We start from the raw sequence: 21148 nt of genomic DNA, 5'->3' as shown, positions 1-21148 counted from the left end.
GCCGCTGGTTCTGCCTTGTCCGGCACTCATCGGAAGCTCGGATCTCCGGCCACGCGGATGACGGGCTTGCCGATATTGCGCCGCGCGAGAAGGTCTTTCAGGAGGGCAGGCAAGGCATCCACCGGGAGAATGCGCGCAGGTTCTGGTCTTATCCGTCCCTCGGCAAGCAATTGTGAAAGCCTCTCCAAAAGCTTTCGGCTTGGCTCGGGTTCCTTCTGCATGAAGCCGCCCCAGTCGACGCCCACCACATTGGCCCGCTTGAGCAGCGGCAGGTTGAGCGGCAGCCGGCCGATCTCACCAGAGGAGAAGCCAACGACAAGGTGCCGGCCGCCCGGGTTGAGGCAGCGGAAGGCGGTTTCCGACAGGGCGCCACCGACGCTGTCCACCACGAGATCAACGCCACCGGTGCCTAGCGCGTCGCTCATTGTGCGGCGCCAGTTTTCGGCGGTGTAGTCGATCGCGAGATCTGCACCCTGTTGCAGGCAGAAGGCGCGCTTCTCTGGGGAGGAAGCTGCGGCGATGACAAAGCCGTCAAAGGCCTTGGCGATCTCGATCGCGGCGGTGCCAACCGTGCCGGCGGCACCGAGGATCAGCACCCGTTCGCCGGGCCGCATATGGCCACAGCTCTCCAAAGCATAGAGCGAGGTGGCATAGGCGGACAGGAATGCGCCGTCCATGTCGTCCGGCAGATTGGGCGGCATCACCATGCAATCGTGTGCCTTGGCCACCGCCCGTTCCGCGAGCGAGCCTTTGAAGGTGAGGCCGGCGATGCGCCTGCCGATCAGGTTCCGGTCGACATCGGCACCCACATCGATGATGCGCCCGGCAAATTCTCGGCCGGGAATGAAGGGGAGGGCTGGCTTTTCCTGATATCTGCCGCCCAGCAGCACCGCATCGAAATAGCCGATGCCAACGCTCTCCACTTCAGCCAGCACCTCGCCGGGGCCCGGTTGAGGATCATCAACCGCCGCGATCGCCAGTTCCGGCGGATCGCCATAGGCGACACAGTGCATGGCTTTCATTGCCCGTGTTCCTTCCAGCCTCCGGCCAGTGCTAGGTCAGGACACTGCGCGGGTCTGCCCTTCCCAATAGGGCGCGCGCAGAGCCTTACGGTCAAGCTTCCCTAAGCCGGTCAATGGCAGCTCAGTCACGAACTCCACCGATTTGGGCGACCATGGCGCACCCCGGCGCTCCTTGACGAAGGCCTGCAGCTCGGCTTCGGTGGCGCTGCGGCCGTCGCGCAATGTGACGAAGGCCTTCACTGCCTCGCCCCATTTCGGATCGGGCACGCCGATCACCCCAGCGGAGACCACAGCGGGATGGGAGGCCAGCACGTCCTCGACCTCGCGGGGATAGATGTTGAAGCCGCCGGAGATGATCATGTCCTTGGTGCGGTCAACAATGTAGAGATAGCCTTCCGCATCGCGTCGAGCGACATCGCCGGTATGCAGCCAACCGCCACGAAAGGTTTCGGCGGTGAGCTCCGGCAGCCCCCAATAGCCGTTCATCACGAGCGGCCCGCGCACACAGATTTCGCCGGGCTCGCCCAGGGCGACCTCGTTGAGCTCGCTGTCGAGCAGCTTCACCTCGCAAAGCGCGGTCGGCTTACCGCAAGAGCCGAGCCGCTCCGGGCGCGAGAGGTCGTGATCGGCACGGCGCAGGGTGGTGATGCATTCCGGCGCTTCCGACTGGCCATAGAGCTGCATGAAGACCGGGCCGAAGAGCTCGGTTGCCTCACGCAGGCGGTCGGGGGACATGGGGGCAGCGCCATAGATGATCAGCTCGAGGGATGAGAGATCATGGCGCTGGAGCAGAGCGCGGTCCTGGAGGAGGGTGGTGATGATGGTGGGAACGAGAAAGGTCGCGGTGATGCGCTCGGCCTCGACCACCTCACAGAAGGTCTGCTTGTCAAAGCCGTCGATCATGCGCGCATAGCCGCCGCGCAGCATGATAGGGTAGAGCTTGATCCCGGCCGAATGGCTGATCGGCGTCATGGCAAGATAGCGCAGTGTGCTCGGCCATTCCCATTCACCGGCAATGGTGAGCGTCATGGCGGCCAGCGCCCGGTGGGGCAGCATGATGCCCTTGGAGCGGCCGGTGGTGCCGCCGGTATAGGTGAGGAGGACGGTGTCCTCGGGCTCGTTCTCCTCGACGAGCTCCGCGGGCTCGAGCGTCTCTGCGGCCGCCGTGATGTCATGAGCCCCCTCGACCGGGCCGAAAGACACGAGATGCTCAAGGCTGCGGCAGCGGGCTTTGAGCGCCTGGCCGCGGGCGGCGAACCGGCGGCCGTCGACGACCAGAACATTGGCCTTGGCATCATCGATGATCTGGGCGTGATCATCCTCGCCTGCCATGGGATGGAGATGGGTATGACGCATGCCCAAGATATTGGCGGCGCAGACCGAAGCCCAGGCTTCGGCACGGTTCCCCGTCACCATGGCGATGCCGGAGCCTTTGCCTAGGCCCAGCGAGCGGTAGAAGGCCATGTAAAGCCCGATCTGCCGGCCCAGCTCGCGATAGGTCCAGGCCACGTGGCCGTCGGCGAGAACGGGGCGATCGGCAAAGCGGGTAATGGCATCAATAATGAGGCGGCCGACCGTGCCGCCTGAATGAAGCTGGTTCTGCATAGGCCCGTTTCCTGGAGGGGACAGGAGGCAGGCGGGCATCTGCTGCCCGCGCAGCGGCAATCTCGCGTGGATCAGCCTTTGTTCTTCGCGAGAAGGGGGCATTTGCTCTCGGAGAGCGGGCGGAAAGCCTGATCACCGGGGACGGTGTATTGATACTCGTAGAGGTCCCATTCACCCTTCGAGTCCGCCGGCGCCTTCACCTTGTAAACATACATGTCGCGAACGACCATGTTGTCCTCGCGCAGCTTGGCATTGTCGGTGAACGCGTCATTGATCGGCATCTCGCGCATCTTGGCGAGAACGGCTTCCGTGTCGGTCGTACCAGCGGCCTTGACCGCCTTCAGGTAATGCATGATGCCGGAATAGAGGCCTGCCTGGACATAGGTCGGCATCTTGCCGTGTTTCTCGAAGAAGCGCTTCGACCAGGCCCGGGTGGCATCGTTGCGGTCCCAATAAGCGGGATCGGTCACATACATGCCCTGGGTTGCTTCAAGGCCCAAGGTGTGGATGTCGGTCACATATGGCAGCAGGCCGACGAGCTTCGCCTGGGTGTTAATGCCGTATTCGATCGCTTGCTTGGTGCCGTTCACGAACTCCGGGCCCGAATTGGCGAAGGCCACCACGTTGGCGCCGGAGGTCTGGGCGGTGAGCAGCTGGGAGGAGAAGTCCTGGCTGTTGAAGGGGTGCTTGATCGAACCAACGACCTCGCCGCCCTCGGCGAGCACGCCTTCGGTTGCATCTTCCTGAAGGGAGCGGCCACCCGCATAATCAGCCGTGATGAAGAACCACTTGTTGCCGCCTTCCTTGGTGACGGCGCGGGCGGTGGTGCCGGAGACCGCGCGCGTGTTGTAGGTCCAGTGAAGGGCCGTCGGCTGGCAATCCTCGCTGGTCAGGCTGTTCTGGCCCGAGGCGGTTGCAAGGACGATCTTGTTCTTCTCTGCACCCACCTTCGATACCGCAAGCGTGACGGAGGCGCCGGCAATGTCGGTGATGACATCAACGCCCTCCTGGTCGATCCATTGGCGCGCGACGTTCGAGGCCACGTCCGCCTTGCTGGTGTGGTCCGCAGAGATCATGGAGACCTTGAAATCGGGCTTCTCGGCCGCGACGAAATCGTCAATCGCCATCTGGGCTGCGATCACGGAGCCTTTGCCGACCAAGTCGGAAAAGACGCTCGACATGTCAGTGAGCACGCCCACCTTGACGTCATCGACAGGCGCGCTCTGAGCGAAAGTCGCCGGTGATTGGGCTGCGACGGCGAAGAGTGAAATCGCCGCGAGAAGCGTTCTTGAAAAGCGCATGGAAATCCTCCCTGGGGCTCGGGCTCCGGCCTGCGGTTTCCCTGTCTGTTCTCTATGCCGTGCCCCGAGCCGCTGCCATGGCACAGGTTGACGATGTTACTGGCCTGAAACATTCAGACAAGCATGCTTTTTGTCAAGCGCTGATGTGATGGGAGACAGTTTCTTTCGAAGCGTTACTGAACAGGCGCAGGCCGACCAACGCCGCCGCGTTCTACAGAGAGAATGCGGGAGGGTTCCCAGGGAGCCGATGGTTGTCTGATCGCGTTCTTGACAAAAAACATTCGGCTGTGAATGTTAACGGTCGGAACACGGGATTGCTCCGCGACTCTCGCCGGGTCCATTTCTCGCGGCTGCTCCGCCGAGGGCTGATCATATCAAGGGAGGGGCGATAGGTATGGCTGACAAGCCAATGACTTCCGATGCGATATTGCCACCGGGCGATCCGGCTTGGCTCGGCAAGCGCCAGGAAGAGATCATCGAGCCGGATCTGCCGGTGATCGATGCGCATCACCATTTGTGGGACGCGCCACGCACCCGCTACATGGCGGAAGAGATGCTGGCGGATGCTCGATCCGGTCACAATGTGCGCGCCACGGTGTTCGTTGATTGCACCGAGCGCTATCGCACCACCGGGCCAGAGAATATGAAGCCGGTGGGCGAGACCGAGTTCTTCGCTGAGATCGCCCGGGACAGCGCGGCAGGAAAATATGGTCCGATCGGGCTTTGCGCAGGCATTGTCAGCCGCGCGGATCTCACCGAAGGCGCCTCCGTGGAGGAGGTGCTGGTTGCGCATATCGAGGCCGGGGGCGGCTTCTTCAAAGGCATTCGCCAGTCGACGGCCTGGGATCCGAGCCCGGAGGTGCGCTCGACGATGCGCACGCCACCGCCTGAGTTGCTTTTGGATGCGAAGCTGCGTGAGGGCTTCGCCAAGCTAAAGCCGCTGGGCCTCACCTTCGATGCGTGGGTCTATCACCACCAGCTGTCCGATGTGGCTGACCTCGCGAAGACGTTTCCGGATCAGCCGATCATTCTTGATCATGTGGGCGGGCCCGTGGGTATCGGCCCTTATGCCGGCAAGCGCGAGGACGTGTTCACTGTCTGGAAGAAGGGCATCCTCGAGATTGCTCGCCACGAAAATGTAACGGTCAAGCTGGGCGGGCTTGCCATGCGGCTGAGCGGGTTTGGCTTTCACGAGCGGCCGGAGCCGCCTTCATCGGAGGAAATGGCCGCGGCTTGGCGCCCCTATGTCGAGACCTGCATTGAGGCGTTCGGACCGCAGCGCTGCATGTTCGAGAGCAATTTTCCCGTCGACCAGATATCGTGCAACTACGCCGTTCTGTGGAACGCCTTCAAGCGGCTGGTCAGCGGATATTCCGCTGAGGAGAAAGTGGCCATGCTCAGCGGAACGGCGGCGCGGGTTTACAGTCTCTCGATCTGACCGGGCTCGATTCCGAACACGAGAAAGGCCGCCGGGAACGGCGGCCTTTTTCTTGTTTTCTGGGAACAGCAGTTGGATTAGCGACCCTTCCAAACCGGTTTGCGCTTCTCTGCAAAGGCCGTGGCGCCCTCGCGGGCATCTTCCGAGGTGAAGATCGGCGCCGTAATCTCACGCTGGCGCTGGAACATCTCGGTTGTCGGCCAGTCCTGCGACTCAAGCACCACGCGCTTGCTGATCGAGACCGCCATTGGGCCATTCTCGACGATAGCTTTGGCGAGCTTGATCGCTTCTTCCAAGGCGGTGCCGGGCTCCACCACCCGGTTGATCAACCCGTAGCGCTCCGCACGCTCGGCGGAGATCATGTCGCCGGTGAGCACCAGCTCCATGGCGATCCGCTGCGGGATCTGCCGCCGCAGCCTGACCAGACCGCCGGCATTGGCGACCAGCCCGCGCTTTACCTCGGGCACACCGAACTTTGCCTCGCGGGAGGCAACGATGAGGTCACAGGTTATCGCGAGCTCAAAGCCGCCAGCCAGCACATAGCCCTCAGTGGCGGCGATCAGTGGCTTCTTCGGCGGTGCTTCGATGAGCCCCGCAAAGCCGCGTCCCTCGAGCACCACCTTTTCCCCGCGCAGGAAGGCCTTGAGGTCCATGCCGGCGCAGAAATTGCCGCCGGCGCCCGTGAGGATGCCGACGCGCAGGTCATCGCGCGCGTCCAGGGTCTCAATTGCCTGGGCAATGCCCTCGGCGACGGCCCGGTTAACCGCGTTGCGCGCCTCCGGCCGGTTGATCTCGATGATGGCAATGCCATCGCGTTCGGAGAAGTTCACTTCCGCCATGCTGCCTCCTGGAGCTTCCTGATCAGTCGTTCTGGTTATCGTGGCGCCATGCGCAGCGCGCCGTCCAATCGGATTGTCTCACCATTGAGCATCGGGTTGCGAATAATATGCTCGGCGAGCAGCGCAAATTCCTCCGGACGCCCCAGGCGCGCCGGGTTTGGCACGGAAGCACCCAGCGAGGCCTTCACGGGCTCGGGCAAGCGCGCCAGCAATGGCGTGTCAAAGATGCCGGGGGCGATAGTGCAGACCCTGATGCCGCGGCTTGCAAGATCCCGCGCGGCGACAAGCGTCATGCCGACAATGCCCGCCTTGGAGGAGGCATAGGGGATCTGGCCGATCTGACCTTCGTAGGCGGCGATGGAGGCGGTAAGAATGATCACGCCGCGCTCTTCGCCCATGGCTTCCGCCTTTGCCATGCGGGCGGCCGCGAGCCTCAAGACATTGAAGCTTCCCACGAGGTTGAGGCGCACGATCCCCTCATAATGGTCGAGTGAGCCCGGATTGCCCTCCTTGTCGAGAATGCGCAGGGCGCCACCGCGGCCGGCGCAATGAACAACCGCGCGAAGATCGCCGAACTCCGCCGTCGCCTCCACGGCGGCCTGCATCTGCTCTTCATTGGTCACGTCAGCCGCAACGAACTTGGCCGATGGTCCGATGGCCCGCGCGGTCTCGGCGCCCGCGGAGGTCGGAAGGTCCACGATGACGACGCGAGCGCCTTGTTCCACCAGCCGTTCGGCACTCGCACGGCCAAGGCCCGAGGCTCCTCCGGTGACCAGCGCGGCAATTCCCTTCAACTCCATGTTCCGTTTCCTCCGATAATCGCGATCGTCCCGATCGGGCAGATGTTTAGCGGCGAGGCGTCACCGATAACAGCTTGCTCTGCTATGCCTCGGTAGATGCCGGCTCATAAGTCGATGGCACGAAGCCCTCGACTGCCCGGGCGCGCTTGCGCAGCCAGAATCCCATCCGTTCCGGCATGTTGTCGAAATTGGGCAAAGCGTCCAGCTTTTGTGCTGCATCGGCCGCCCAATTGGGATTGTAGAGAAGCTCCCGGCCGACCGCCACCAGGTCGGCCTCGCCATTGGCGATGATGCCTTCCGCCTGATCGGCATGCACGATGAGCCCGACCGCCGCTGTCAACACGCCGGTCTCACGTCGCAATCGGGCTGAATAGGGAACCTGATAACCGTAATAGGCGCGTGCGCCTGCGACGGGTGACCCGCCGAGCCCGCCCGAGCTGCAATCGATCACGTCAATGCCGCGTGCCATCAGCTCGCGTGTGAGCTTGATCGTCTCTGCCATGGTCCAGCCGACCTCGTCCACACAGGACAGGCGCATGAAAAGCGGCTTGCGCTCAGGCCAGACGGCGCGAACGGCCTCGGTCACTTCGAGGGTGAGCCGGATGCGGTTGGCGAACGAGCCGCCATATGCATCGCGACGCTGGTTTGCCGCTTCCGACATGAAAGCGTGAAGGAGATAGCCATGGGCGCCATGGATCTCGATCACCTCATAACCGGCGGCATCGGCCCGTTCGGCGGCCGCGGCCCAGGCCCCGATCACCGCGCGAATGTCGGCTGCGGTCATTTCGCGGGGGATGGGAAAGCCCTCAGCCACCGGAATGGGGCTTGGGCCGATGACTTCCCATTCGTGCCAATCCCAGAGGTCGCTCGAATGGTCCAGCGGGCGGCGCCCTTCCCAGGGGCGGTGCTGGCGTGCCTTGCGGCCGGGATGCATGAGCTGGATTCCCGGCACGGCGCCATTGGCCTTGATGATGCCGACCAGGCGGCGCAGGGGCTCGATATAGCTGTCATCCCAGATGCCGAGATCACCGACGGTGCCACGGCCCCGCTTTTCGATCGTCGTGCCTTCCTGCATCACCAGACCGGTGCCGCCGGATGCCATGCGCCCGAGATGCATCAGATGCCAATCGGTGGGATAGCCTCGTTCCCCGGCATATTGCCACATGGGCGATGCTACGACGCGATTGGAGAGGGTCACCTCTCTGATGGTAAGCGGCTCAAACAGTTTGCTGGCAGGCATATGCTCTCTCGTTGAAGCGGCCGCTTAGGCTCGAAATGCTCTAGCGGGCGGCAGCAAGGCGCTCCTTGGCGATATTCCTCAACTCGTGCTTCTTCACCTTAACGCCGTTCGGTCCCTGCACAACGGGCAGGTCCCGGATCTCGAAAATGGCGACCGGCACTTTGTAGACGGCAAGCTCGGCCCGGCAGCGTTGCAGGATCATTTTCTCGTCGATTCCGCCATCGCCGGAGGGCACCACAAAGGCAACGGGACGCACGCCCTTGTCCGTCTCGACGGAAACAACCTGGCAAGTCTCGATATTGCCCGTGGCCTTGATCACATCCTCAATCTCGACGGGGCTGACCAGATAGCCGCCGATCCGCAGCATGTCATTCATGCGGGAGATGAACGTGAAGCCACCATCGTCAGCGATTTGTCCGAAGTCACCGGTGCGCAGATAGCCATCCGACGTGATTGCGGCGCGCGTCTTTTCGGGATCGTTGAGATAGCCAATCATCATGTTGGGGGTGTTGATCTCGATCTCCCCGACCTCGCCGGGACCAAGTGAGCGGCCCGTCTCCGGATCGCGGATGCGAAAACGGGCATCGGGGCAGACGAGGCGGCCACCGCCTTCAGCGCGGCGCTCGAGCGAGGCATTCAGCGACTGCGCGGCAACGAAGGCCAAGGTCTCGCTGAGGCCGTAAAAGCCACGCATGGTGACCTTGCGCCGCTCAGCCTCCGCCGGCAGCTCCGTCAGGCCGGGCGTGAAATTGGCGTGGCCATAGAATTTGAGGCTCGGGAAAGGTGCCTCAGCGTCGGTCGCCTTCAGCATCTTGTCGAGCATGTCATTGGTGCCCATGGCATGACTTACGGCATGCTCTTTGATGAGGCGGGCTGCTTCTGCCGGGTCGAAATTGTCCATGAGCACCAGAGGGCGCCCGCCCGCTATGGTGGAAATGGCGATGGTGAAGCCATAGCCACCACAGAACGGGATGGCCAGCAGCACTTTGCTTTCATCATCGAAGCCGATCGTGCGCGCGCAATCCTGAGCATGCCGGGCCACGCGCTCCTGAATATGGGTGACGAGCTTGGGCGCGCTCGTGGTGCCGGAGGTTGCGAGGAACAGGCACGGATCTTGCGGCCCGCCTGACTCAACAGCGTTCTGGTCAGGGCTCTCCTGGCCAGAATTCTCAATCTCCGCAAGGCTGAGCGGGGTTGCGTCCGCGACATTCGAGAGTGCCGTGCCGCCATCGCAGGCAACGAGCCAGCGCAGGCTCGCAAGCTTTGCCGGATCGGTCTGGGCGATGACCTCCGCGCAAGCCCCGTCGCGATGGTTCGGGGCATAGAAGATGGCCTTGCTTTCGGTGCGGGCGACGAGGTCGCCCAGCTCCTTGGTGCCCAGACGAACATTCAGCGCCATGACGGCCACGCCGAGCCGCCAGCATGCAGCGGCAATCACAAGCCATTCGGGGGTGTTCGGCAGCATGAGGGCGATGCGATCGCCACGCCTCAGCCTCGCCGCATGAAGACCTGCGGCAAGGTGATGGGCGCGTTTGCTCACTTCACCGTAAGTCACCACACGGTCTGGAAGAATAAGGAACGGGGCAGAGGCAGCAGGCCGCTCGAAAAGAGAGAAGAGGGGCGATTGCGCCGCGGCAGCTTGTGGGCCGGTCGGGATCTGATCAGAAAGCATGGAATGTAAGCCCTTCGAGGACCTCCCGGAGCAGCATGTCTTGTGAAAGGGGCGCTGGCGCGCAAGAATTATTCACTCATGAATGTTTCCTCTTGTCAACGGCGCCGCTATAATGGACCGCACAGCTCGCGTACCGCCGGGCTCATGTCGTGACCCTGCTCAGGAAGCGTGAAGTTTAGGAATGGCCAGCGATATCGAGGATACCCGGCTGACACGCCCCCGGTCACGCCACCTGCAGCCCGAGACCGAAAGCGCCAGTATCCGCGTCCTCAAGCAGGATCGCAGCATGGAGACGCGCGAAAGGCTCGTGAATGCGGCAATCCAGGTGCTGAGCGATCTCGGTTATGCCGGGTTCTCGACGCTCCGGGTTGCGAGGCTGGCGGGCGTGTCACGGGGAGCGTTGCAGTATCATTTCGAATCCCGCGAAGCCTTGTTCTGCGCGGCCCGATTGCGCCTGGCCGAAGCCATGAAAGAGAAACTCGCACCCGGCACGCTTTCTGTGATGTCCCTCGAAGACCGGGTACGTGCCATGGTCAGCAACTACTGGGACGTTATCGGCAGCAACGCTTATGTGGCGGCCCTCGAAATCAGGCTTTATGAGAGGTTCAACCAAGATCTGCATGACAGCATGAGCCGCGAGATGCGCGATATCAGCGAGGTGCGCGACCGAAGCTGGATCCGCATCTTCAGTGATTCGCCATTGCCGACCGAGGATCTCGTGCTGCTCCGGCGCTTGATGCTCGATGTGCTCCGCGGCGTCGCATTGCGCAAGCTCGAGGGGGACCCGCCGGCAACGCTGACCAGCTCAGTCGAGCTGCTGATCGACATGCTGGTCACGAAGCTCAGAGGGAAATAGGTGGTCACTATTCTCGGCAACAACATTCCATCATGAATGCTTTTTGCTCGCTCAAGCCCTGCGCTCGTCTGATCGATCTCCGCTGAGGCCTTACCGCATCCCGTGCTGGCGCGCCAGGCGCGCTGCTTCATGCGCCCCGTGTTCATCGCTCGAGGGGAGGTCCAAGAGGCGCCGGGCCAAGTCCGCGTATCAGCTTGCGAGACGAGCCCAGTCTTCTCCTTAATCGCGGTTGGCCTTTCCGAGACGCGGCGACTGCGCTATGTGGGGTGGTCAATCTCCTGCCGGACGGCATCCGCAACCCAAGCGATCTGTCATGACCTCCGTTTCGATAGCCACTTCCCGCGGACGCCCGCTGATGTCAGTTCTGGCCGCGCTGAGTGGGGCGCATTTGCTAAACGATCTCGTCCAATCGATGATCCCAGCGCTGTACCCGCTGATCAAGGAGAGCTATCGGCTGGATTTTGTGCAGATCGGCCTGATCACGCTGGCGTTCCAGGTCACGTCGTCGCTGCTGCAGCCCGTCCTTGGTTATCTGACTGACCGCCGTCCATGGCCCTACGCGATGGTCCTGGGCATGGCCGCGACCCTGAGCGGGCTGCTCCTCCTCGCTTTCGCGCATAGCTACGGCGTGGTGCTGATCGCGGCGGCGTTGGTCGGCGTCGGGTCGGCTGTCTTCCATCCGGAGGCAACGCGAATGGCCCGCCACGCTGCGGCCGGGCGGCAAGGGCTCGCGCAGGGCGTATTCCAGGTCGGCGGCCATGCCGGTTATGCGATCGGGCCGCTGCTGGCCGCCATAGTCGTGGTGCCGCGCGGACAATCAAGCTTGGCATGGTTCTCGGGCATCGTCCTGCTCGCCATGGTGCTCATGTTCTGGACAGCTTCGCGCTATGTGGCGTTCCGGCGCCGCCAGGTGGCGGAGGGCAAGGGAACGCAGGAGAAAGTACACAGCAATTTGCTGCCACGCAGACGTATCGTCTTTGCCATGGCAATTCTGATGGTGCTGCTGCTCTCGAAGAATGCCTATACGGCGAGCTTCACTTCCTATTACACATTCTATCTCATCGAGCGCTTCGGGGTGACGGTGCAGCTCTCGCAGATCATGCTGTTCGTCTATCTCGTGGTCGGCGCTGTGGGTGTGATCGCCGGCGGCATGCTTGGCGACCGGATCGGCCGCGATCGCGTGATATGGCTGTCGATCCTCGGGACGTTGCCATTCGCGCTGATGCTGCCCTATGCGGATCTGTTCTGGACCGGCGTGCTCAGTGTCATCGTCAGCCTGATCATCTCGAGCGCCTTTGCCTCGATCCTGATCTATGCGATCGACCTGGTGCCACATCGTGTCGGGCTGGTCGGCGGGCTGTTCTACGGCTTATCATTCGGTCTTGGGGGCATCTGCGCTGCAGCCCTCGGCGCGCTGGCCGACTGGATCGGCATCATCAATGTCTTCTGGGTATGTGCCTGGTTGCCGGCCGTCGGGCTCATGACGTTCTTCCTCCCGCGTAATCCACACAGTGTCTGACACCGCAATGTCCGCAAGGGTTCTGTTCGACAGGGCGCATAAAGCGGTGAGGGACGGGCTTTAGCCGGCTGGGCGCTGTAGATCAGTGTCGGCCACTGCGGCGGGGCGGACTGGATCAGTGTCACGCGCCCGCGACGGCCCGTCGGTACGCGCGAAGGGGCCTATAGGACCAATCTCAGTTCCCTCGGCCAAGGTGAGCGCATCCGCTCACCTCAATCGTGACGATCCGCCCTCGAACAATAGGCGGCGTCCGGATGCTACCGAACAGCAACGCTTCTGATACAACCGTGCAGTCCAGGTGAGGGACGGGGCCTGCTGAGAAGCGGGCTGCGTTCAGCTCTTTACGCGACAAGAAGCCAAGCGGACACAGGAGCCATCATTGACTTCCACGTATACATGGGAGAATATGTCTACACGGCAGTAACGATGTAGACCCAGCATAAGGTCAGGCTGCCAGTAAGGAGGGAGAACACAATGCGCGACAATCTCACCAGGCGCCATTTCCTTGCCGGCACCGCGGCAGCGGGCCTTGCTGCTTCGGCGAGCTTCATTCCTCATTCCGCCGCGGCCAAAGAAGACCTCGTCTTTGTTCAATGGGGCGGCAATTATATCAAAGTATCCGAGGCGATCGTAGCCAAGCAGGACAAGGCAAATGTCACCTGGGAGCTCCATTCCGGTGGCGCTGCTGCGATATTGGGTAAGATCAAAGCTGCTTGGCCAAACGTCAAATATGATGCTGTCGCGGCCTGGGATCCCGTTTTCCTGTCGATGATGCAGGAAGGCTGGCTGGAGCCGATCTCACTGGAGGACGTCCCCAACCTGAAGAACGTGCCCGAGTCCCTGATTTTCAAGGACGACAAGGGTCAGTTCATGACCATTCCCACAAGCATCAACGCCAATCTCTGGGCCTATCGCGAAGATATCTGCCCGATCAAGCTGACGAAGATCGAAGATCTTCTGGACCCGCAGCTCAAGGGACAGATCGTCTTTCCCGATCCGCTGCTGAGCACCAATTTTGCGGTGGTCACCCTGGCTCTTGCCCGTGGAGGAGACGAGAAAAACCTGGAACCCGGCTGGGAGTTTCTGAAGGAACTCGCCAAAAGCGGCAATATCGGCCGCGTCGCTCACTCGGATAATGACATCATCACATCGATGACGACCGGAGAGACTTCGATCGACTTCGGTTCAGCCGTCGTGAATGGTGCGATCGGAAAGAACTTTCCCGTCAAAACCTTGGGGCGTGTCGAAGGTGACAAGGGTTTCAAGACGGTCATCTTCACCACTGGTTTTGTGGTGTTGAAGGGGCGGAACAAGAAGGGCGCCTGCGAGCTCATCAACTTCATGCTCTCACCGGAGAATAACGCGCTATATAACGAAGCCATCGGTACGCTGCCCAGCAATACCTTGGCCGAGGTTCCAGAAAGGCTGAGCTTCCTGCGGTTTACCGAAGAGGAAGACAAGAAATTCGTCTATCACGCCGATTGGGCCTATGTGTCAGGCCAACTGAATAACTGGATGAAGCGCTGGGAAACTGAGATCGTGCCATTGCTGCGATAAGCAAAGGCTTACGTGAGGACGAGCAAGGTTGCGCGCTGAATGTCTCGGCAACGTCAATCCAGCCGGCCGCTTCTTCTGGCCATTCCGGGCATCGTGTGTCTCACGGCGCTCTTGATCATACCGCTGATGATGGTTGGCTGGGAAAGTCTGTTGCCGCATGTGGCCGGGCGCATTGGTGCTGCGGAACATGGGCTAACATTCGACAATTATCGCGAGATCTTCTCGCCCGCCTATGCGCTCTACTTTTACGATACGTTCCGTATCGGGCTGATAGCCTCGCTGATATCGCTCGTGTTCGCCTATCCCATTGCCTATCTCATCGCGACGGAGACGCGGAGCGCGCGCCGACGCTTCTACATCACCTTCTTTGTGAGCATGATGTTTCTGAGCGTCCTGGCCCGGGTCTATTCGATTGCCCTGACCTTCGGCCCCGTCGGATTCCTGCGGCCGATCTCTCTATGGCTCGGCGTCAATCCCAACGGACAAGGCATGACGGAGGCTCTGGTGATCATGGGGCTGGTGCATCTGACCTTGCCGATCACCGCGCTCACGCTGGTGAGCGCGCTCCAGAATATTAATCCGCGCCTCCTGGAAGCTGCGCAGTCCCTCGGATCAGCCCGCTGGCACTCCCATCTGATGGTCACGCTGCCGCTGAGCACAACTGCGGCGCTGTCAGCCTTTCTGATCTCCTATAGCCTCTGCATCAGCGCGTTCATCATTCCCATGGTGCTGGGAAAGGGACGTGTGCTGTTTGTCTCGAACCTGATCTACAGCAGGTTCGGCGAGGTCACCAATTTCCCGGGTGGTGCAGCCATAGCAATCGCACTGCTCATCGCGACCTTGCTGATCGTCTACTGCCTTTCATCTGTTGCCGGCCGTCGTCGGGAGGCACGGTCATGAAGAGTATGCTCGATGGCGCCGGGAGCCTGCTCGCGGGCCTTCTCATTCTGATCGCTTTTGCGTTCCTCATCGTGCCGTTGCTGGTGGCGATCACCATGTCATTCGACGCGCGAACCTTCCTGGGTCCATTTCCGCCCAAGGAGTTCTCGCTGCACTGGTATGAAGATTTCTTCTCGAGCCAATATTATCTCAAAGGTCTCGCCATAAGCATTACGGTCTCGCTGCTGGCGACCGGCCTTGCCGTGCTTGTCGGCGTCTCAATGGCCGTGATGGTGGACCGCACGAGCTTTCCTGGCAAGAAGCTGCTGGTTAACCTGTTTCTCGCGCCGCTGATCGTGCCGGCGGTCGTCATCGGCTTTGCTCTTCTGCTGTTCCTCTCGCGCATTGGTGTGCATGACGGCTTCTGGCGGCTGCTTGCCGGCCACCTGATCGTGGCCATCCCCTATACGTTCCGGACGACGCTGGTGAGCCTCAGCGGCATTCCGCGCGCTTATGTGGAGGTGGCGCAAAGCCTTGGTGCGAATGAGAGGCAAGCCTTTTGGGATGTCACCCTGCCGCTCGCGCGAACCGGCATTGCCGCTGGCGCTGTCTTTGCGCTGGCCTTCTCCATGGATGATGCCTCGCTGAGCATGTTCCTGTCTGATCCGAACGCCTATACATTGCCGGTGGCCATGCTGAGCATGATGCGCGCCAATTTCGATCTGACCATTGCGGCGGCCGCCGTGGTGCTGATCCTCATCACAATCGCCCTGATCGTTCTGCTCGACCGCCTCATTGGCCTCGAACGTGTGATCGGCCAAGGAATCTACAGAGGCTGAGACTGTGGAAGTAACTGGAATGGACGCGGTCCGGCTCGTCAATATCTCGAAGAGCTTCGGCCCGGTGCGGGCGGTGACCGATTGCAGCTTCAGCGTGGCACGGGGGCAGATCGTCTCGCTCTTGGGGCCGAGCGGTTGCGGCAAGACGACGATCCTGCGGATGATCGCCGGATTCGAGACGCCGAGCTCGGGACAGATCCTGATCTCAGGACGGGATGTGAGCGGCACCCGGCCCTATGAGCGCAATGTGGGCATCGTCTTTCAGGAATATGCGCTGTTCCCGCACATGACGGTGGAGCAAAACATCGCCTATGGACTCAAGCGTCGCGGCTATCCCGCGCGGGAGCTGGCGGACCGTGTGGCGTCGCTTCTGAAGATTATCCAGCTCTCGGGTTACGAAAAGCGGCGGCCAAACCAGCTGAGCGGCGGCCAGCAGCAGCGTGTTGCGCTCGCAAGGGCGATCGCTGTCAATCCGGATGTGGTTCTGCTCGATGAGCCGCTATCCGCGCTGGATGCGAAACTGCGGCAGGAGCTGCGGGTCGAGCTCAAGGAGGTGCTTGGTAAAGTCGGGGCCGCCGTGATCGTGGTGACGCATGATCAGGAAGAGGCGATGAGCCTCGGCAGCACGGTCATCGTCATGAACCGAGGCAGAGTTGAGCAGGTGGCAAGCCCCGCTGACATCTATGCACGTCCCGCTAACCGATTCGTCGCCGAGTTCGTCGGCCGGTCGAACTGGTTCGAGGGAAAGATCAGCGGGGGCGATGGGAATGGCGCCCGTTTCGATACGAAGGAAGGCCTCGTCTTGACGCTCGCTCCGTCTGACATTCCGCAGGGTTCTACGCATGATGTCTGCGTGCGTCCGGAGCGGATTCGTGCCATTTACGATGGCAAGCTTTCTCCCGGGGAAAACCAGATCGAGGCGATTGTCATCGAGGCGACCTATCTCGGGCCCGACCTCGCCATTCTGGCAGAAACAAGGGGCGGCAAACGGATTGCAGTTGTTGAAAAGAATCTGGGTCAGCCCGTTCCGCAACATGGCGCGCCGGTCGTTCTGGCCTTCGACTCCGCCGATTGTATTGTAGTGGCCGGTGAGTCCAAGGCCAGAACAGTAGGGAATTGATGAAGGCATGATTGCGAGATCACGCTTGGGCGGTGGGCGCCCTCTATACGAGATCGCTCGCGCCACGATTGAAGAGCGCATAAAGGCCGGCGTTTACAAGCCCGATGAACCGCTGCCTTCCGTGTTGGCGCTCGCCTCAGAGCTCCGGGTCAGCGGCATTACCGTGCGCCGGGCCCTGACGGATCTCCAGAATGCCGGCCTGCTGCGCACCGTGCCGGGGCTTGGCACCTTCGTCAATTCAACGCGTCGCTTCGTGCGGCATCTCAACCGCGTGCGCGATCAGCACTACGGCGCCTTCGAGGAGGCGCTGCATATCGGCAAGACGGCCACCACGAAAACGCTTTCGGTCGAGCTGCGTGACCCCCAGGATCCGGCATTCGCGCAGTTCAATGTGGCCAATGCGAAACATCTCTGCATCAACCGGCTGATCATGATCGATGGTGAGGCCATGGCGCTCGAGCATACTTTCGTCACCATGCCGATCGATCAGGATTTCATCGATGATCTCTCCAATGACCTGATGTACAGGGTGTTGAGAAAGCGCAATCTGAAGCTCTCGGACAATCATCTGTATTTCGATGCGGCCCCGGCATCGCCGCAGCTGTCGGCGCTACTAGGGGTGTCCGTCGGTTATCCTACCATCCGTCACTTCTATAATCCGGTCGTCAAATCGGGCGACTTCTCGATTTATGGGGTGTCCATCTCGCCCTTCGACCGTCTCGCCTACAAGCTCGACCTGCCGATCTGACCTTAGGGCCTGCCCATGAAGATCACCGATATCGAGACCCAGCCTGTGGTCGTGCCTCTGGCAAAGCCCGTGGGATTCGCCTTGGGCAAGATCACCTGTTTTGGCTGCGTTTTGGTGACCGTGAGAACCGATCAAGGATTGGTCGGTGAAAACCTTGTGTTCACGCTCAACGATATACGGACGCGCGTGTTCGTCGAGATGATCGACAGCCTGAAGCCGCTGCTGATCGACACTGATCCAGCGTTCACGGGGAGGTTCTGGGCCGAGGCCTGGCGGGGGGTGAACTTCATCGGCCACAAAGGGGTATCCGTCGTCGGACTCTCGGCGCTTGATGGCGCCCTGTGGGATTTGAATGCGAAGGCGGCTGGGCTGCCGCTTTTCCGAATGCTGGGCGGCGTGCGCACCCACGTACCGGCTTACCATTCGGGCGGCCTTTGGCTATCTGCCTCGCTGAGCGAGCTCGAGGAGGAAGCAGGGCGCATGGTCGAGGAGGGCTTCAAGGCGATCAAGCTGCGGCTCGGTGCGCCTACTGCCGGGGCCGATCGGGAGCGCGTTGCGCTTGTGCGCCGGGTGATCGGCCCATCAATCAAGCTGCTTACCGATGCCAATCAAAGCTTGACTGAGAACGAAGCCATCCGGCGAGGGCGCATGCTGGAGGAATTCGACATCACTTGGTTCGAGGAGCCGTTGCCGGCGTGGGATCTCGAAGGGCTGGCGCGCGTCAAGGCTGCCATCTCAACGCCGGTCGCGAGCGGTGAGACCGATTACACACGCTATGCCTTTCGCCGCATGCTCGAGCTGCGCTCCGCCGACATCCTGATGCCCGATCTGCAGCGTGTGGGCGGGGTAAGCGAATTCATGAAGGTCGGCCATCTTGCGGAAGCCTTCGACGTGCCCGTCTCGAGCCACCTGTTTCCGGAAACCAGCATTCAGCTGCTCGCGGCCCTCGCGAATGTATCCTTCCTGGAATATATGCCCTGGTTCTCCGACCTTTATGAGGAGCGTTTGGAGTTTGCGGACGGCGAGGCGCTCGTACCCGAGCGGCCCGGCTGGGGTTTCACCTTCAATCAGGACTATATCGCTCATCTCCGCGCCAAAGGCTGATCAGCCTGAAACAACCTCGCGCAACGCATTGATGAAATGGTTGATCTCGGCATCGCTCATCGCGGTGGATAAGGCAATCATGCCGCCGGGCGCCATGAGCACGCCACGCGAGAGAAGCCCGTCATAAATTTTGGCCATGCGGGCCTTTTCCTTGGGGCCGGGATAGGCCGATCGGTAGTCGTGCAGCTTGCGGGTGGTGAGATGGATGCGCCGGATCGAGCCGCGACCGGTGACTTGGCCGTCTATGCCGCTTTCGCGAAAGACCGCCTCGATGCCCTCGGCGAGCCTGTCACCCAAACGCTCCAATCGCTCATAGGCCCGCTCAGTCATGAGATCCATCGCGACCCGACCCGCCACCATGGTGACAGGGTTTGCGTTGAAAGTGCCTCCATGGGGAACGGCCGGCTTTCCCTGGGTTGGATCAAACACGGCCATGATGTCGGAACGCCCGCCGAGGGCGCCCACGGGAAAGCCGCCGCCGATGATTTTGCCGAGGGTGGTCAGATCCGCGCGAAAGCCGAAGCTTTGCTGTGCGCCGCCATAGGCCGTGCGGAACGAAATGATCTCGTCACTGATCAGCACGATGGCGAGCTCATCGCATAGGCCGCGCACCAGGGATAACCAGTCTTGTCTCGCAGGGATCAGGCCGATGCGGGGGGCAAGCGGATCAATGATGATCGCCGCAAGCTCTGCTGCGTGCCGACGGATAATAGTCTCGGTGAGCGCGAGGTCATTCAGCGGGAAAACGACCACCTCGTCGAGAATGCTGGGCGCAGTACCCTTCGAATAGGGCAGGCTCAGCGGCTCCGGCTCGCCCCAGGCACCAGGACCCGCATCTTCGCTCACCTCCATATGATCATAAGAGCCGTGATAGGCACCTTCCGCCTTGGCAATCTTGAAACGCCCCGTGAAGGCGCGCGCGGCTTTGATGGCCATCATCACAGCTTCGCTGCCCGAATTGGTGAAGCGGATCTGCTCGATGCTGGCGACCCTGTTGCAGAGCAGCTCGGCGAGCGCGATTTCCGATTCCGTCGGCATGCTGAAGCAGGCGCCTCGGGCGATCTGCTGGGTGGCGGCCGCGGTAATCGCGGGATGGGCATGGCCGTGGATCAGGGCGGTGTAGTTGTTGAGGAAATCGATGCGTGCGACGCCTTCAACATCCCAGATGCGGCAGCCTTGGCCATGCGATGCATAGATCGGATGCGGCGGCGTATAGACAGTCGTTCGCGTATTGCCGCCGGGAAGTACGGCGCAGGCCCGATCATAGAGATCGGCCGACCTCGAAGAATTTCTGAGATGTGAGGCGGGGGTGGGGCTGGTCTTGCTCATGCGAACCGCTCGATGGAATAGGGGGCAAGGTCGATGGAAGGAGGGCGCCCGCTGGCCAGTTCAGCAATCACCTGTCCGGTCTTCGCCGCCCCGAGCAGGCCCTGATGACCATGGCCGAAGGCAAAGAGCACGTTGCGCTGCCGGGGACCGAAACCTAGGACCGGGAGGCTGTCCGGCGTACACGGACGATGACCCATCCACTCGGTGAAGCCGTCCGACTGCAAGCCCGGAAAGACAGTCTGGCCGATTTCCAGCAGCTTGCGCGCGCGCGCATAGTTGGGCGGTGCATCGATGCCCGCGAGCTCCACGGTGCCCGCGATCCGCAAGCCCATCTCCATGGGTGTGATCGCCACCTTGTCCTGCACGGACAGGACCATGCGGCGAGGGCCGGTTTTCGGATCAGGCAAGGTGACGTGATAACCACGCTGGGTTTCAAGCGGCACGCGGTAGCCGAGCTGTTCGACGAGCGGCTTTGACCAGATGCCAGCGGCGAGCACGATAAGATCGGCGTTCCGCCTACCACTGGCCGTCACGAGTGTGGTGGCCGCATCATTGCCGGTCTCTATTCCGAGGACCTTGTCACGCACAAGCGAGCCGCCACTGCGGGCGAAATGGCCAGCCAAGCCCTTCACTAGCCCGCCGGGATTCTTGCAGTGGCCATGGGCCTCGATGTAATGCGCCTTGACGAAGTCGCGGGCGAGGTTTGGCTCGAGCTGGCGAATGTCATCAGCATTCAGAATATCGACGCGCACACCGGTTGCGCGTTTCAGCTCAATCGACAAGCGGTCCTTTTTAAAGCCGGCCTCCGACCGATAGATGAACAGCTGCCCGGTTTGGTGGAAGAGATGCTCAAGGCCGGCATCCCTGAGCAGCGGGCGATACGCATCGAAAGTCGGCATGTTCAAGGCTGCAAGCGCACGCGAAATGCCACCGATGCGGGTTTTTGAGCCGGCGCGCAGAAATTTCACCAGCCAGGGCAGACAGTGGGGCAGGTAGCTCCAGTTCACAAAAAGCGGGCCATAGGGGTCCAGCAGCCATTTGGGGACGTCCTTGACCATGCCCGGCATAGCAATGGGCACCACCGATGCGGGGCTGATGCCGCCCGTGTTTCCGAAGGACGTCATCTCGCCGGGGTCGCGCTCATCGATGAGGGTGACATTGTGGCCTTCACGAAGAAGATAGCTCGCGCAGACTGTCCCGACGATGCCGGCTCCAATCACCGTCACATCGCGCTTGGCCGAAGCATCCATTCTTCTCTCCTCGGGCGGATCCTGCCGCCG

The 21148-nt window shown here is 61.6% G+C and carries 18 protein-coding genes; 9 read left to right on the top strand and 9 right to left on the bottom strand.

Annotated elements, in window-relative coordinates; genetic code table 11:
• Positions 1-26: 26 nt before the first annotated feature.
• The 3 genes from RCF49_RS11135 to RCF49_RS11125 form a co-directional block, all read right to left on the bottom strand.
• Positions 27-1022, bottom strand: a complete 996-nt coding sequence (locus tag RCF49_RS11135) for an NADPH:quinone oxidoreductase family protein (protein WP_342644087.1) — start codon at positions 1020-1022, stop codon at positions 27-29.
• A 36-nt stretch (positions 1023-1058) separates the two neighbouring features.
• Entirely contained in the window at positions 1059-2627 is a 1569-nt protein-coding gene (locus RCF49_RS11130) for an AMP-binding protein (protein WP_342644086.1), read from the bottom strand.
• 71 nt (positions 2628-2698) lie between these two features.
• The gene (locus tag RCF49_RS11125) at positions 2699-3928 is read right to left on the bottom strand and encodes an ABC transporter substrate-binding protein (RefSeq protein ID WP_342644085.1); all 1230 of its coding nucleotides are present in this window, start codon (positions 3926-3928) and stop codon (positions 2699-2701) included.
• Between the two features lie 394 nt (positions 3929-4322).
• On the opposite strand from RCF49_RS11125, the gene RCF49_RS11120 reads away from it, so the two are divergent.
• On the top strand, positions 4323-5366 hold the full coding sequence (locus RCF49_RS11120; RefSeq protein ID WP_342644084.1) for an amidohydrolase family protein: 1044 nt from the start codon (positions 4323-4325) through the stop codon (positions 5364-5366).
• 77 nt (positions 5367-5443) lie between these two features.
• Here the strand turns inward: RCF49_RS11120 and RCF49_RS11115 are convergent, their stop codons facing one another.
• From RCF49_RS11115 to RCF49_RS11100, 4 genes are all read right to left on the bottom strand, one after another.
• The gene (locus RCF49_RS11115; protein ID WP_342644083.1) at positions 5444-6205 is read right to left on the bottom strand and encodes a crotonase/enoyl-CoA hydratase family protein; all 762 of its coding nucleotides are present in this window, start codon (positions 6203-6205) and stop codon (positions 5444-5446) included.
• Between the two features lie 35 nt (positions 6206-6240).
• A complete protein-coding gene (locus tag RCF49_RS11110) occupies positions 6241-7005 on the bottom strand; it encodes an SDR family NAD(P)-dependent oxidoreductase (RefSeq protein WP_342644082.1) in 765 nt (254 codons plus the stop codon).
• A gap of 82 nt (positions 7006-7087) precedes the next feature.
• Positions 7088-8245 (bottom strand): NADH:flavin oxidoreductase/NADH oxidase, encoded by a 1158-nt coding sequence (locus RCF49_RS11105; protein ID WP_342644081.1) that lies wholly within the window; start codon positions 8243-8245, stop codon positions 7088-7090.
• Between the two features lie 40 nt (positions 8246-8285).
• Positions 8286-9917, bottom strand: coding sequence for an AMP-binding protein (locus tag RCF49_RS11100; protein WP_342644080.1), 1632 nt, complete (start codon positions 9915-9917; stop codon positions 8286-8288).
• 181 nt (positions 9918-10098) lie between these two features.
• Between RCF49_RS11100 and RCF49_RS11095 the strand changes: the two genes are divergently transcribed.
• The 8 genes from RCF49_RS11095 to RCF49_RS11060 all read left to right on the top strand — a co-directional run bounded on the left by RCF49_RS11095 (position 10099) and on the right by RCF49_RS11060 (position 18539).
• Entirely contained in the window at positions 10099-10773 is a 675-nt protein-coding gene (locus tag RCF49_RS11095; RefSeq protein WP_342644079.1) for a TetR/AcrR family transcriptional regulator, read from the top strand.
• 313 nt (positions 10774-11086) lie between these two features.
• Positions 11087-12292 carry an MFS transporter gene (locus RCF49_RS11090; RefSeq protein ID WP_432807383.1) on the top strand — a complete coding sequence of 402 codons (1206 nt, stop codon included), beginning with the start codon at positions 11087-11089 and terminating at the stop codon, positions 12290-12292.
• A 474-nt stretch (positions 12293-12766) separates the two neighbouring features.
• The gene (locus RCF49_RS11085) at positions 12767-13849 is read left to right on the top strand and encodes an ABC transporter substrate-binding protein (RefSeq protein WP_342644077.1); all 1083 of its coding nucleotides are present in this window, start codon (positions 12767-12769) and stop codon (positions 13847-13849) included.
• Positions 13850-13888: 39 nt separating this feature from the next.
• Positions 13889-14749 carry an ABC transporter permease gene (locus tag RCF49_RS11080; RefSeq protein ID WP_342644076.1) on the top strand — a complete coding sequence of 287 codons (861 nt, stop codon included), beginning with the start codon at positions 13889-13891 and terminating at the stop codon, positions 14747-14749.
• Positions 14746-15567 (top strand): ABC transporter permease, encoded by an 822-nt coding sequence (locus tag RCF49_RS11075; protein WP_342644075.1) that lies wholly within the window; start codon positions 14746-14748, stop codon positions 15565-15567. Before RCF49_RS11080 ends, RCF49_RS11075 begins: the two co-directional genes overlap by 4 nt.
• Positions 15568-15586: 19 nt before the next feature.
• Positions 15587-16687: an ABC transporter ATP-binding protein gene (locus tag RCF49_RS11070; RefSeq protein WP_342644074.1), complete on the top strand. Its 1101-nt coding sequence runs from the start codon at positions 15587-15589 to the stop codon at positions 16685-16687.
• Positions 16688-16694: 7 nt separating this feature from the next.
• Complete coding sequence (locus tag RCF49_RS11065; protein ID WP_342644073.1) at positions 16695-17435, top strand: GntR family transcriptional regulator; 741 nt, start codon at positions 16695-16697, stop codon at positions 17433-17435.
• A gap of 15 nt (positions 17436-17450) precedes the next feature.
• Positions 17451-18539: a mandelate racemase/muconate lactonizing enzyme family protein gene (locus tag RCF49_RS11060; RefSeq protein ID WP_342644072.1), complete on the top strand. Its 1089-nt coding sequence runs from the start codon at positions 17451-17453 to the stop codon at positions 18537-18539.
• Here the strand turns inward: RCF49_RS11060 and RCF49_RS11055 are convergent, their stop codons facing one another.
• The gene (locus RCF49_RS11055) at positions 18540-19868 is read right to left on the bottom strand and encodes an aspartate aminotransferase family protein (protein ID WP_342644071.1); all 1329 of its coding nucleotides are present in this window, start codon (positions 19866-19868) and stop codon (positions 18540-18542) included.
• On the bottom strand, positions 19865-21118 hold the full coding sequence (locus RCF49_RS11050; protein WP_342644070.1) for an NAD(P)/FAD-dependent oxidoreductase: 1254 nt from the start codon (positions 21116-21118) through the stop codon (positions 19865-19867). Before RCF49_RS11050 ends, RCF49_RS11055 begins: the two co-directional genes overlap by 4 nt.
• Positions 21119-21148 lie beyond the last annotated feature (30 nt).

Source organism: Rhodoligotrophos sp. CJ14 (assembly GCF_038811545.1).
Taxonomy (GTDB): domain Bacteria; phylum Pseudomonadota; class Alphaproteobacteria; order Rhizobiales; family Im1; genus Rhodoligotrophos; species Rhodoligotrophos ferricapiens.
This window is presented reverse-complemented; position numbering and strand designations above follow the sequence as displayed.

Bases quoted from the DNA above. Each gene is read 5' to 3' on its own strand.
- RCF49_RS11090 (WP_432807383.1), top strand. From the start codon at position 11,087: ATGACCTCCGTTTCGATAGCCACTTCCCGCGGACGCCCGCTGATGTCA.
- RCF49_RS11100 (WP_342644080.1), bottom strand. From the start codon at position 9,917: ATGCTTTCTGATCAGATCCCGACCGGCCCACAAGCTGCCGCGGCGCAA.
- RCF49_RS11070 (WP_342644074.1), top strand. From the start codon at position 15,587: ATGGACGCGGTCCGGCTCGTCAATATCTCGAAGAGCTTCGGCCCGGTG.
- RCF49_RS11065 (WP_342644073.1), top strand. From the start codon at position 16,695: ATGATTGCGAGATCACGCTTGGGCGGTGGGCGCCCTCTATACGAGATC.
- RCF49_RS11105 (WP_342644081.1), bottom strand. From the start codon at position 8,245: ATGCCTGCCAGCAAACTGTTTGAGCCGCTTACCATCAGAGAGGTGACC.
- RCF49_RS11050 (WP_342644070.1), bottom strand. From the start codon at position 21,118: ATGGATGCTTCGGCCAAGCGCGATGTGACGGTGATTGGAGCCGGCATC.
- RCF49_RS11110 (WP_342644082.1), bottom strand. From the start codon at position 7,005: ATGGAGTTGAAGGGAATTGCCGCGCTGGTCACCGGAGGAGCCTCGGGC.
- RCF49_RS11055 (WP_342644071.1), bottom strand. From the start codon at position 19,868: ATGAGCAAGACCAGCCCCACCCCCGCCTCACATCTCAGAAATTCTTCG.
- RCF49_RS11135 (WP_342644087.1), bottom strand. From the start codon at position 1,022: ATGAAAGCCATGCACTGTGTCGCCTATGGCGATCCGCCGGAACTGGCG.
- RCF49_RS11115 (WP_342644083.1), bottom strand. From the start codon at position 6,205: ATGGCGGAAGTGAACTTCTCCGAACGCGATGGCATTGCCATCATCGAG.
- RCF49_RS11075 (WP_342644075.1), top strand. From the start codon at position 14,746: ATGAAGAGTATGCTCGATGGCGCCGGGAGCCTGCTCGCGGGCCTTCTC.
- RCF49_RS11120 (WP_342644084.1), top strand. From the start codon at position 4,323: ATGGCTGACAAGCCAATGACTTCCGATGCGATATTGCCACCGGGCGAT.
- RCF49_RS11130 (WP_342644086.1), bottom strand. From the start codon at position 2,627: ATGCAGAACCAGCTTCATTCAGGCGGCACGGTCGGCCGCCTCATTATT.
- RCF49_RS11060 (WP_342644072.1), top strand. From the start codon at position 17,451: ATGAAGATCACCGATATCGAGACCCAGCCTGTGGTCGTGCCTCTGGCA.
- RCF49_RS11085 (WP_342644077.1), top strand. From the start codon at position 12,767: ATGCGCGACAATCTCACCAGGCGCCATTTCCTTGCCGGCACCGCGGCA.
- RCF49_RS11095 (WP_342644079.1), top strand. From the start codon at position 10,099: ATGGCCAGCGATATCGAGGATACCCGGCTGACACGCCCCCGGTCACGC.
- RCF49_RS11080 (WP_342644076.1), top strand. From the start codon at position 13,889: ATGTCTCGGCAACGTCAATCCAGCCGGCCGCTTCTTCTGGCCATTCCG.
- RCF49_RS11125 (WP_342644085.1), bottom strand. From the start codon at position 3,928: ATGCGCTTTTCAAGAACGCTTCTCGCGGCGATTTCACTCTTCGCCGTC.